At 70.6% G+C, this 11755-nt stretch carries 13 protein-coding genes; 9 read left to right on the plus strand and 4 right to left on the minus strand.

What is annotated here, in order from left to right:
- The first annotated feature begins 71 nt into the window (after nucleotides 1-71).
- Nucleotides 72-1823, plus strand: coding sequence for a proline--tRNA ligase (locus ACQP0P_RS12710; RefSeq protein WP_433375281.1), 1752 nt, complete (start codon nucleotides 72-74; stop codon nucleotides 1821-1823).
- A gap of 102 nt (nucleotides 1824-1925) precedes the next feature.
- On the opposite strand, the gene ACQP0P_RS12715 is transcribed toward ACQP0P_RS12710, so the two are convergent.
- The 4 genes from ACQP0P_RS12715 to ACQP0P_RS12730 form a co-directional block, all read right to left on the minus strand.
- Nucleotides 1926-2141 carry a DUF4236 domain-containing protein gene (locus ACQP0P_RS12715; RefSeq protein WP_355563147.1) on the minus strand — a complete coding sequence of 72 codons (216 nt, stop codon included), beginning with the start codon at nucleotides 2139-2141 and terminating at the stop codon, nucleotides 1926-1928.
- Between the two features lie 73 nt (nucleotides 2142-2214).
- Entirely contained in the window at nucleotides 2215-2409 is a 195-nt protein-coding gene (locus ACQP0P_RS12720) for a DUF4236 domain-containing protein (RefSeq protein ID WP_355633278.1), read from the minus strand.
- 183 nt (nucleotides 2410-2592) lie between these two features.
- Nucleotides 2593-3039: a ferritin-like domain-containing protein gene (locus tag ACQP0P_RS12725; RefSeq protein ID WP_433375285.1), complete on the minus strand. Its 447-nt coding sequence runs from the start codon at nucleotides 3037-3039 to the stop codon at nucleotides 2593-2595.
- Nucleotides 3036-3527 carry a twin-arginine translocation signal domain-containing protein gene (locus ACQP0P_RS12730; RefSeq protein WP_433375288.1) on the minus strand — a complete coding sequence of 164 codons (492 nt, stop codon included), beginning with the start codon at nucleotides 3525-3527 and terminating at the stop codon, nucleotides 3036-3038. Before ACQP0P_RS12730 ends, ACQP0P_RS12725 begins: the two co-directional genes overlap by 4 nt.
- Nucleotides 3528-3719: 192 nt before the next feature.
- Between ACQP0P_RS12730 and rimP the strand changes: the two genes are divergently transcribed.
- The 8 genes from rimP to truB all read left to right on the plus strand — a co-directional run bounded on the left by rimP (nucleotide 3720) and on the right by truB (nucleotide 11701).
- Nucleotides 3720-4220, plus strand: coding sequence for a ribosome maturation factor RimP (rimP, locus tag ACQP0P_RS12735; protein WP_355563137.1), 501 nt, complete (start codon nucleotides 3720-3722; stop codon nucleotides 4218-4220).
- A gap of 11 nt (nucleotides 4221-4231) precedes the next feature.
- A complete protein-coding gene (nusA, locus tag ACQP0P_RS12740; protein WP_350913032.1) occupies nucleotides 4232-5239 on the plus strand; it encodes a transcription termination factor NusA in 1008 nt (335 codons plus the stop codon).
- A gap of 88 nt (nucleotides 5240-5327) precedes the next feature.
- Nucleotides 5328-5525, plus strand: a complete 198-nt coding sequence (locus ACQP0P_RS12745) for a DUF448 domain-containing protein (RefSeq protein ID WP_433381841.1) — start codon at nucleotides 5328-5330, stop codon at nucleotides 5523-5525.
- Nucleotides 5526-5668: 143 nt separating this feature from the next.
- A complete protein-coding gene (infB, locus tag ACQP0P_RS12750) occupies nucleotides 5669-8815 on the plus strand; it encodes a translation initiation factor IF-2 (RefSeq protein WP_433375292.1) in 3147 nt (1048 codons plus the stop codon).
- Between the two features lie 108 nt (nucleotides 8816-8923).
- Nucleotides 8924-9223, plus strand: a complete 300-nt coding sequence (locus ACQP0P_RS12755; RefSeq protein WP_030904200.1) for a DUF503 domain-containing protein — start codon at nucleotides 8924-8926, stop codon at nucleotides 9221-9223.
- A 67-nt stretch (nucleotides 9224-9290) separates the two neighbouring features.
- Nucleotides 9291-9773 (plus strand): 30S ribosome-binding factor RbfA, encoded by a 483-nt coding sequence (rbfA, locus tag ACQP0P_RS12760; RefSeq protein WP_433375296.1) that lies wholly within the window; start codon nucleotides 9291-9293, stop codon nucleotides 9771-9773.
- Nucleotides 9770-10768, plus strand: a complete 999-nt coding sequence (locus ACQP0P_RS12765) for a DHH family phosphoesterase (RefSeq protein WP_433375299.1) — start codon at nucleotides 9770-9772, stop codon at nucleotides 10766-10768. The genes rbfA and ACQP0P_RS12765 overlap by 4 nt, the downstream gene beginning before the upstream one ends.
- A gap of 33 nt (nucleotides 10769-10801) precedes the next feature.
- On the plus strand, nucleotides 10802-11701 hold the full coding sequence (truB, locus tag ACQP0P_RS12770) for a tRNA pseudouridine(55) synthase TruB (protein ID WP_433375304.1): 900 nt from the start codon (nucleotides 10802-10804) through the stop codon (nucleotides 11699-11701).
- Nucleotides 11702-11755: the final 54 nt, after the last annotated feature.

An 11755-nucleotide genomic window follows, 5' to 3' on the forward strand; every position in this document is an offset into this window, starting at 1 on the left:
CGACGGCCGACAATCGGCTTGCCGGACTCGATAGCCTGTAGGGCATCGATCCCTGCTAGCTAGGAGTAGCCGTGCTGCTGCGCATGTCGTCGCTGTTTCTTCGAACGCTGAGGGACGACCCGGCAGACGCGGAAGTCCCGAGCCACAAGCTGCTCGTCCGCGCCGGTTACGTCCGCCGTGTCGCCCCCGGCGTCTACTCCTGGCTGCCCCTCGGCAAGACGATCCTGGAGAACGTCGCGCGCGTGGTGCGCGAGGAGATGAACCGCATGGGCGGCCAGGAGGTGCTCTTCCCCGCGCTCCTGCCCCGTGAGTACTACGAGGCGACCGGCCGCTGGACCGAGTACGGGGACACGCTCTTCCGCCTCAAGGACCGCAAGGGGGCCGACTACCTGCTCGGTCCCACCCACGAGGAGATGTTCACCGACATGGTCAAGGGGGAGTACTCCTCCTACAAGGACTATCCGGTGACCCTTTACCAGATCCAGACGAAATATCGCGACGAGGCCAGGCCCCGGGCCGGCATCCTGCGCGGGCGCGAGTTCGTCATGAAGGACTCCTACTCCTTCGACCTCGACGACGAGGGTCTCAAGCACTCCTACGAGCGCCACCGCGAGACCTACATCAGGACCTTCGACCGGCTCGGCATCGCCTACAAGATCTGTTTCGCCACGTCCGGCGCGATGGGCGGGTCGGCTTCCGAGGAGTTCCTCGCCCCCGCGGCCACCGGTGAGGACACCTTCGTGGCCTGCCACGACTGTGGCTACGCGGCCAACGCGGAGGCCGTCGTCACCCCCGCCCCGGTCGCCGAGGACACCGGCACCGGTGAGCGGCCCGCCATGCGGGTGCTCGACACCCCCGACACCCCGACCATCGAGTCGCTGGTCAACCACGTCAACGAGCACCACGGCCTGGACATCACCGCCGCCCGGACGCTCAAGAACATCGTGGTCAAGGTGACCGTCCCTGGCTCCGGCAAGACCGAGACCCTGATCGTCGGCGTGCCCGGAGACCGCGAGGTCGACTTCAAGCGGCTGGAGGCGTCCCTGGCCCCCGGCGAGCCCGCCATCTTCGAGGCCGAGGACTTCGCCAGGCATCCCGGCCTGGTCCGCGGCTACATCGGCCCGCAGGTCCTGCGGGATCTCGGCATCCGCTACCTCGTCGACCCCCGCGTGGTCGACGGCACCGCCTGGGTGACCGGCGCCAACGAGCCGGGCAAGCACGCCGCGGACGTCGTCGCGGGCCGTGACTTCGTCGCCGACGGCACCATCGAGGCCGCCGAGGTCCGCGCGGGCGACGCCTGCCCGGTCTGCGGCTCGGGCCTCTCCATCGACCGCGGTATCGAGATCGGTCATATCTTCCAGCTCGGCCGAAAGTACGCCGACGCCGCGAAGCTCGACGCCCTCGGCCCCGACGGCAAGCCGATCCGCATCACCATGGGCTCCTACGGCATCGGCGTCTCCCGCGCCGTGGCGGTGCTGGCCGAGCAGCGGCACGACGAACTCGGCCTGCTGTGGCCCCGCGAGATCGCCCCGGCCGACGTCCACATCGTGGGCACCGGCAAGGACGGCCAGATCGAGGCCGCTGTGAAGATCGCCGAGGAGTTGGAGGGCCGCGGTCTGCGCGTCCTGGTGGACGACCGCTCCGGGGTCTCGCCGGGCGTGAAGTTCAAGGACGCCGAACTGCTCGGCATGCCGACGATCCTGATCGTCGGCCGAGGCCTCACCCAGGGCGTCGTGGAGCTGCGCGACCGCGCCACCGGCGCCAAGGAGGAGATCCCGCTCGCCGAGGCGGTCGACCGCGTCGTGGCGGCCTGCGAGGAGTGAACCCGCGGGCCGGGAGGCGACGATCCCGCCCCGCGCCACCGCGCACGTGAGGGAGCGGCCCACCCGCCGGGTGGGCCGCTCCCTCACGTCTGTGGCCCCGTCTCAGTAGTGGCGGTAACGGGAACTCCGGCCGACCGTCCGGCCGATCGTCCTGCCCACGTGGAATCCGCCGGGCAGGTTGACGGTGACGTGTTTGCGGCCGTCGGGAGTTCTCGCGACGTGGAATCTGCGATTGCCGAAGCCGTGGCCGACCCCTCGTGGAGACAGGTCGATCCGGAAGGGACCGATTTTGATCGACTTTCTGTATCCCCAGCCCATTGTTCTCTCCCCGAACCTCGTGCCGTGTCAGAAGAACGACCGGGGTTCGTGAACGGTTCCCGGGAAACGCCCGTCAGCGACGTGCACCGCCGCCGAGCGTCTTGCGCCAGTGGAAACCGCCGGGCAGGTTGACGCTCAGCGTGCGGCGCCCATCTGCCGTCTTGGTGACTCTGAAGGCACGGTTTCCCCAGCTGTGACCCACTCCACTCCGCGAAAGGTTAAGACGGAACGGACCGAACTTCATGGATTTCCGGTATCCCCAGCCCATTGCTCCTCCTCAGGCGTGTTTCACGGAGATTCAGCTACCCGGCAGGCGCCGTACAAACATGCGCGAAAGCGGGTTTGAATCTCATCTCATGAACACGGGGACCGTAGTCAGGCATCGATACCGCGCCGACCAGCCCGCCACCCAGGGAAATACTTACCCCGGGAAAGCGGCCATGGGTGAAAGTCACTCGGTGGGGGTCGCGGTGGGGGAGGCGGCGGGCGCGGACGGCATGCCGGGAAAGGTGTCGATCTCCGGGCGCAGGTTGTAGGAGCGGGTGACGCACTCCTGCATGGCCAGCGCGGCCATCTTGCGCAGCGCCGTGTCGGCGGAGGCCGCCAACTCCAGGTAGGCGCCGGTCACCCTCCGCTCGACCAGCACGGCCAGCTCCACCGCCTGCGCCGCCGTGGACGGCGTGATCGGGAGCTCGTAGACCGCCGCCGGCTCGGCCGGGGTGCCGCCCATCTTGATGATCATGGCGCGGAGCTGGTCACGGCGGGCGCGGTGGGCGTTGTAGGCCGCCGTCATCTCGGTGCGCAGCCTCCCCGTGCTCCTGGCCCCGATGACCCCGTACGCGTACACGGCGGCGTGCTCGGCCGCCAGCGCCGCGCCGAGCCCCTGGCCGGCCCTCACAGCGATCTCGACAGGGCCAGGGCGTGCGCGGCCTCGCAGGCGCCGATGGACGCGATCAGCTGGGCCAGCGGGGGCGAGGCCCCCTCGACCTGCCGGGTACGGAGCGCGGCGGCCCTGCCCTCCAGATCGCGAAGGGCCCGCACCGACGTCCTGCCGCCCGCGGACGCGCCGCCGGAGGGCGAGGGGGTGGGCGAGGAGGCGGGCGTCGCGGAGACGGAGGCGGCGGCGGGCGGGAGGCGGCGGCGGAGTTCGGCCAGATGGGCCTCGTGCCGCTGCCTGAAGGGCGCGAGCCTGGCCGAGGCGGCCGAGGCGTACAGGGCCACTGTCCGCTCCTTGCCCGCGATCAGCTCCCGCAGGAGCACGGTCTCGGGATCGGGACGCTCGGCAGGCGGAGGCACCCGTTCCTCGGCGGTGCAGCCTGCGGCGGCCACGGCCGCCACCCCGAGAGCGCCGCCCCGCAACAGGGCGCGCCGGGAGACGGAACGCACGGACGACCTCCGGTTCTGTGTCGGCAGCTGACGCACCTAGCATCGTACGGGCTTGGAATAATGGCACCCACCTCGCTTCTCGGGCGGCTCCGCCACACCGAGTGGCGCTGTTTCCACGCCCTGGTGTGGATAGGCTGGTTAATCGCATGGGCGAGGTCCGCCCGGCTGAGATCGTGACAATGGGAGGTCGGCATGGGCAACGCCACATCCCGCGACCGCCTGATGAAGCTTCTGGAACCTGTCGTCGGAGCCGAGGGGCTCGACTTGGAGGACGTCACGGTCACCCCCGCGGGCAAGAGGCGGTTGCTACGTGTCGTCGTCGACCGTGACGGCGGCGTGAGCCTCGACGACGTCGCGGAGGTCAGCCACGCGGTCTCCGCGACGCTGGACGCCGACGACGCGATGGGAAGCACCCCGTACGTGCTGGAGGTCTCCTCCCCGGGGGTGGACCGCCCGCTCACCGAGCCGCGCCACTGGCGCCGCGCGGTGCGGAGGCTGGTCAAGGCCGACCTGAGGGACGGCACCGCCGTGGAGGGCCGGATCGTCGCCACCGACGAGACCGGCGTGGAGCTGGACGTCGACGGCGCGCCGCGCCGCATCGACTATGAGGACCTGACCCGAGGACGGGTTCAGGTGGAATTCCGCCGGCTCGACGACGCCGAAGACGACGGCGAAGACGGCGACGAGGGCTAAGGGGGAGCCTCGTGGACATCGACATGAGCGTCCTGCGCAGCCTGGAGCGGGAGAAGGACATCTCCTTCGACCTGGTCGTCAAGGCGATCGAGGACGCGCTGCTGATCGCATATTTCCGGAGCGAGGGCGCGGCGGCCAAGGCGCGCGCCGAGCTCGACCGCAAGTCCGGGCACGTGACCATCTTCGCCGCCGAACTCGACGCCGAGAGCGGGGAGGTGCTCAGGGAGTTCGACGACACCCCGGGCAACTTCAGCCGCATCGCCGCGACCACCGCCAAGCAGGTCATCCTGCAGCAGCTCCGTGACGCCGAGGACGAGATCAACTTCGGGGAGTTCGCCAGCCGCGAGGGCGAGCTGGTGGCCGGCGTCATCCAGCAGGGCAAGGACCCGAGGGTGGTCCTGGTCGACCTGGGCAAGATCGAGGCGGTGCTGCCGCACAGCGAGCAGGTCCCGGGTGAGGAGTACGTCCACGGCGAGCGGATCCGCTGTTACGTGGTCCAGGTCAAGAAGGGGCACAAGGGCCCCTCGGTGACCCTGTCGCGCACCCACCCCGGGCTGGTGAAGAAGCTTTTCGCGCTGGAGGTGCCGGAGATCGCCGACGGTACGGTGGAGATCGCCGCCATCGCCCGCGAGGCCGGTCACCGCACCAAGCTCGCGGTCAGGTCGCGGCGGCCGGGGGTGAACGCCAAGGGTGCCTGCATCGGCCCGATGGGCTCGCGGGTGCGCAACGTGATGACCGAGTTGCACGGTGAGAAGATCGACATCATCGACTGGTCGGAGGACCCCGCGGAGTTCGTGGGGAATGCCCTGTCGCCGGCGCGCGTTTCCCACGTAGAGGTGATCGACTTCGACGGCCGTGCCGCGCGGGTGACCGTGCCGGACTACCAGCTCTCCCTCGCCATCGGCAAGGAGGGGCAGAACGCCCGGCTGGCCAACCGCCTCACCGGCTGGCGCATCGACATCCGTCCCGACACCCAGCCGGGGGACGCGGCAGGTTCCGCAGATGCGTCCACACGGTAAGCTGGAATATGGTGGCCAGGCTGCCCCACTGAGAACGTGTGTGGGGTGCCGGGTTCGCACGGTTTCCTCCGAGCTGCTCCGCCTGGTGATGGTCGAGGGCGTTATAGTCCCCGACCTGCGAAGACGGCTCCAGGGGCGTGGTGCTTCACTGCATCCCACCCTGAGCTGTCTCGAACTCGCAGAGCGTCGCCGAGCGTTTCCGCGTGCGTTTCGCGTTGCGGTTCCGCTCGACCTGTCGCGGCTGCGTGGTCACCTGGAAGAGCAACAGGCTGAAAGGATCGGGTGAAATGGTTACCGACTGTCATGTAGGACGCCGATTTGATGGGCTGGTCAGATAGCTATGAGCGCCTGATGAGCATGCGGCGATGAGTACGTCAACGTAACGACGGTCCGGCGGCACCGCCTCCCGGGCCGAGACAAGGGAGTGCAGTGGCGAAGGTCCGGGTATACGAGCTCGCCAAGGAGTTCGGTGTGGAGAGCAAGGTCGTCATGGCCAAGCTCCAGGAGATGGGCGAGTTCGTGCGTTCGGCGTCCTCGACTATCGAAGCACCGGTAGTCCGCAGGCTCACGGAAGCGCTAGGCGGCCCCAGTAAGGGTTCGTCCGACAGGGGCAGAGGCCCCAGGCCGCCTCAGGCGGCACCTCGGCCGGGTGACGGCCAGCCAAACGGCGTCTCTTCGGCGCCGACATCCATCCCCAAGCCGGGACCGGCCCCTCGGCCGGGACCGCGACCGGGTCCCGTACCGGCTCGTCCTGCGGCGCCCGCGCCGCAGGCCCCGCCGGTCGTTCCCAAGCCGGAGCCCCAGCAGGCGCAGCCTCCGCAGCCGCCGCGGCAGCAGCCGCCGCAGGTGCAGCCGCCGCGCTTCGAGGCGCCCCGCAGCGACAGCGGCCGTCCGGCGACCTCCGGCCCCAAGCCGGGTCCGCGGCCCGCTCCGCGCCCCGGTCCGGCGGCGCGCCCCGAGGCGCGTCCGGAGGGTCGTCCCTCGGGTGGTCCCGGCGGAGCGCCCTCGGGTCCCAGGTCCGGCGCGGGCGCGCCCAAGCCGGGTCCGCGTCCGGGCCCGCGCGGTCCGCGCCCCGGTAACAACCCGTTCTCGTCGAACGCCAGCGGCATGGGCCAGGCCCGTCCGCCGCGTCCCGGCGGTCCCGGTGGCCCCGGTGGTCCCGGCCGCGACGGCGGCCCCGGCGACAGAGGGCCGCGTCCTGGTCCGCGTGAGGATCGCGGTCCCCGCGAGGGTCGCGACAACGCCGGTCCCCGTCCGCCCGGCGCCCGTTCCGGTCCGCCCGGTGCGGCCGGCCCGCGTCCGGGTCCCGGCGCGGGTGGCCCGCGTCCCGGCGGCGGTGCGGGTGGCCCCGGTGGTCCGCGCCCCGGTGGTCCGCGTCCCAGCCCGATGATGATGCCGCAGGGCCGGCCCGCCGGTCCCGGTGGCGGCGCGGGCCGTCCCGGTGGCGGTGCGGGTGCCGGTCGTCCCGGTGGCGGCGCGGGTCGTCCCGGTGGCGGTGCGGGTCGTCCCGGTGGCGGCGGCGGTTTCGCCGGCCGTCCGGGTGGCGGTGGCGGCGCGGGCCGTCCCGGCACCGGAACCGGTGGTCCCGGTGGCGGTGGCGGCGGTTTCGCCGGCCGTCCCGGTGGCGGTGGCCGTGGCCGCGGTGGAGGCACCGCGGGCGCGTTCGGCCGTCCCGGCGGACGTCCGACCCGCGGTCGCAAGTCCAAGCGCCAGCGGCGTCAAGAGTTCGACAACATGCAGGCCCCGGCGATCGGCGGCGTGCAGGCTCCTCGCGGCAACGGGCAGACGATTCGCCTGTCGCGTGGCGCCTCCCTGTCGGACTTCGCCGACAAGATCGGCGCGATCCCGGCGTCCCTGGTGCAGATCATGCTGCACCTGGGCGAGATGGTGACCGCCACGCAGTCGGTCAACGAGGAGACGCTCCAGCTTCTGGCCGCCGAGCTCGACTACAACCTGCTTGTGGTCAGCCCGGAGGAGGAGGACCGCGAGCTCCTGGAGACCTTCGACATCGAGTTCGGCGAGGACGAGGGCGACGAGTCCGACCTGGTCGCGCGCCCGCCGGTGGTGACCGTCATGGGTCACGTCGACCACGGTAAGACCAAGCTGCTCGACGCCATCCGGAACACCAACGACGCGGCGCAGGAGGCGGGTGGCATCACCCAGCACATCGGTGCCTACCAGATCGCCACCGAGCACGAGGGCGAGGACCGGAAGATCACCTTCATCGACACCCCGGGTCACGAGGCGTTCACCGCCATGCGTGCCCGAGGTGCCAAGGTGACCGACATCGCGGTCCTGGTCGTCGCGGCCGACGACGGTGTGAAGCCGCAGACCATCGAGGCGCTCAACCACGCCCAGGCGGCCGACGTGCCGATCGTCGTCGCGGTCAACAAGGTCGACAAGGAGGGGGCGGACCCGAGCAAGGTGCGCGCCCAGCTCACCGAGTACGGCCTGGTCGCCGAGGAGTACGGCGGCACCACGATGTTCGTCGACATCTCCGCCAAGAACGGGACCGGCATCGAGAGCCTTCTCGAGGCCATCCTGCTCACCGCGGACGCCGAGCTCGACCTGCGGGCCAACGACACGATGGACGCGCAGGGCGTCGCCATCGAGGCCCACCTCGACAAGGGCCGTGGTCCGGTCGCGACCGTGCTGGTCCAGCGCGGCACGCTCCGTGTCGGCGACTCGATCGTCTGTGGCGAGGCCTTCGGCCGCGTCCGGGCGATGCTCGACGACAAGGGCGAGGCGATCACCGAGGCCGACCCGTCCCGTCCGGTGATGGTCCTCGGTCTGACCGCGGTGCCGGGCGCCGGTGACAACTTCATCGTCGTCACCGACGACCGGATGGCGCGCCAGATCGCCCAGCAGCGCGCGGCGCGCAAGCGCATCGCGGACATGGCCAAGTCCGGCCGTCGCCGCACCCTCGAAGAGCTCTTCAGCGAGATGGAGAAGGGCCAGGTCGACGAGCTCAAGCTCATCATCAAGGGTGACGTCTCCGGTTCCGTCGAGGCTCTGGAAGACGCGCTGCTCAAGATCGACGTCGGTGACGAGGTGCGCCTGCGGGTGCTCCACCGCGCCGTCGGTGCGATCACCGAGTACGACGTCAACCTGGCGGTCGCCGACGACAACGCGGTCATCATCGGCTTCAACGTGCGCCCCGAGGTCAGGGCGCGCGATCTGGCCGAGCGCGAGGGCGTCGACATCCGCTACTACTCGGTCATCTACCAGGCGATCGAGGAGATCGAGGCGGCCCTCAAGGGCATGCTCAAGCCGGAGTTCGAAGAGGTCCAGATGGGCACCGCGGAAGTCCGCGAGGTCTTCAAGGTGCCGAAGATCGGCAACATCGCCGGTGCTCTGGTCCGTTCGGGCACGATCGTCCGCAACAGCAAGGCCCGTCTCATCCGCGGCGGGGTCGTCATCTCCGACAACCTCACCGTCTCCTCGCTGCGTCGCTTCAAGGACGACGCGACCGAGGTACGCGAAGGGTTCGAGTGCGGTATCGGTGTCGGCTACAGCGACATCAAGATCGATGACGTCATCGAGACCTTCGAGATGCGGGAGAAGCCGCGCGTCTGATGCCCGGACAGGCAGCAGGACCGTCCCGTCGGCCGGCCCCCTCTGGGGCGGCCGGCGGGCGGCCCGCCCCAGAGGGGGCACGGTGACGATCGTGGCGGGTGATCCACTATGTATGTAGGTGCCCTGACATTGGACATCCTGCTCGGCGAGGTCCACTCGCTGAAGCAGAAGCGCTCGGTGGTGCGTCCTATCGTCGCCGAGGTGCAGCGACGGTTCCCGGGTGTGGCCGTGGCGGAGACCGGTCATCTCGATCTGCACCGCCGTACCGAGATCGGGATCGCGGTCGTCTCCGCCACCGCGGCCAACTGCGGTGCGGTGCTGGACGACTGCGAGCGGCTGATCGCGTTCCGCCCGGAGATCGAGTTGCTGTCCGCCAGACACCGGCTCTACAACGAGGACGAAGACTAGGTGTGGAGACGGCCGGTGGCGGAGGCACCCCTCCCGCTCCGGCCGTTCCCACAAGAAGGGGGGAGCTATGGACGCCGCACGAGCACGCAAGATCGCCGACCGGATCCAGCAGGTCGTGGCGGAGATGCTGGAGCGCCGGATCAAGGACCCCAGGCTGGGGTTCGTGACCGTGACGGACACGCGGATCACCAACGACCTGAGCGACGCCACGGTGTTCTATACCGTTTTCGGCTCTGAGGCGGAGCGAGCCGACTCCGCCCTGGCGCTGGAGAGCGCCAAGGGGCTCATCCGTTCGGAGGTGGGCCGCCAGACGGGGCTGCGCCACACGCCGACACTGACGTTCACCCACGACCCGCTCCCGGACACCGCCCGTCACCTGGAGGACCTGCTCGCCGAGGCGAAGGCCAGGGACGTGGAGATCGCCAAGCGGGCCGAGGGGGCCCTGCACGCGGGGGACGCCGACCCCTACCGCAAGCCCGAGGACAGGGACAGCGACTTCGGGGACGAAGAGGACGAATCCTCGGAGCGCGCGGGACGTTCCGCGACGTGACGCCCGATCCGCGTGCCGACGGCCCGGTCTCCGGCCAGGACTGGGACCGGGCCGTCGAGCTCATCTCGGCCGCGGACGAGGTCGCGCTGGCCTGTCATGTCTCGCCCGACGGTGACGCGCTCGGCTCCACGCTGGCCGTCGGGCTCGCGCTGCGCGCGGCGGGCAAGCGGGTCACCGCGTCCTTCGGTGACCGGAGTTTCCATGTGCCCAGGCTGCTCCGCTTCCTGCCGGGGCAGGACCTGCTGACCGACCCCGCGCACTATCCCGCGGTACCCGAGGTGATGGTCACCTTCGACGTCCCCACCGCCGAGCGCCTTGGCACGCTGGCCGGAAACGCGGTCAGGGCACGAGAGCTGATCGTGCTGGACCATCACCCGTCCAACATTGGGTTCGGCACGCTCAACCTGATCGACCCCGCCGTCGCAGCCACCGCCGTGCTCGCCGAGGAGTTGATCCGCAGGCTCGGCCTGCCGATCGACGAGGCCATCGCGACCTGCCTGTACGTCGGGCTCGTCACCGACACCGGCTCGTTCCGGCACTCCTCCACCACCCCGCGGGCGCATGCCATGGCCGCCCGGCTGGTGGCGTGCGGGCTTGACCCCGAGCAGATCGCCCGTGAGCTGTGGGACCGTTCCCCGTTCGGCTACCTGAAGGTGCTCGGTGCCGCGCTGGAGCGGGTTCGGCTGGAGCCCGAGGTGGGCGGCGGCCTGGTCTGGACGTTCGTCACCCGGGCCGACCGGGCCGCGCACGGGCTGCCGTACGACGAGGTGGAGGGGATCATCGACGTGGTCCGGCGCACCGACGAGGCGGACGTCGCCGCGGTCCTCAAGGAGGACGACGAGGGCGCCTGGCAGGTCTCGACGCGTTCCAAGGGCGGGGTGGACGTCTCGCGCGTCTGTGCCGAACTGGGCGGCGGCGGGCACGCCAAGGCGGCGGGTTTCACCTCCCATCTGCCCGTCGAGGAGACGATCGCCAGTCTCCGGGCACTGCTGTAGAACTCTCCTGACACGTCTGTCAAAGGAATCCCATTGAGCACGGCTCGCGCCAAGCGCACCCCGCCGCCGAGCGGGCTGATCATCGTCGACAAGCCCGCCGAGTGGACCTCCCACGATGTCGTGGCCAAGCTCCGCGGCATCGCGGGCACCCGCAAGGTCGGCCACGCGGGCACCCTCGACCCGATGGCCACCGGGGTGCTGGTGGTCGGCGTCGAGAAGGCCACCCGCCTGCTCGGCCACCTCGCGCTCACCGAGAAGGGCTACGACGCCACGATCCGCCTCGGCCAGGCCACCAACACCGACGACGCCGAGGGGGAGATCATCGCTACGGCGTCGGCGGTGGGTGTCACCGAGGAGGACGTCCGCAAGGGGGTCGCCGCACTGACCGGTCCGATCATGCAGATCCCGCCACAGGTCAGCGCCATCAAGGTGAACGGCGAACGGGCCTACAAGCGAGCCAGGGCGGGTGAGGAGGTCACGCTCAAGCCGCGTCCGGTGACCGTGTCGGGTTTCGAGATCACCGCGGTGCGACGGCACGGTGACCTCGTCGACGTCGACGCCTCGGTCTCCTGCTCCAGTGGCACCTACATCCGCGCGCTCGCCCGCGACCTGGGCGCCGGCCTGGGCGTCGGCGGCCACCTGACCGCCCTGCGCCGTACCCGGGTGGGCCCCTACGAGCTGTCGGCGGCCCACACCCTGGAGGGACTCGCCGCCGAGTGCGTGATCCTGCCGATGGCCGATGCCGTCGCGGCGGCCTTTCCCCGCCGGGACGTGACCGCGGCGGAGGCGGGCTCCGTCGCGCACGGCGGACGGCTTCCCGCGCTGGGCATGGGGGACGGGCCCATCGGGGTGTTCGGCCCCGACGGCACACTGGTGGCACTGGTGGAGGAGCACGGCAAGATCGCCAAGTCCCTGGCGGTGTTCGTCCCCTGACGGTCGTACCGTGGTGGGTGCGCCTTCGACCGACGTCAAGGGGCACACGGGCGT

The organism is Streptosporangium sp. CA-115845 (genome assembly GCF_050943795.1).
In the GTDB taxonomy this organism is placed as follows: Bacteria; Actinomycetota; Actinomycetes; order Streptosporangiales; family Streptosporangiaceae; genus Streptosporangium.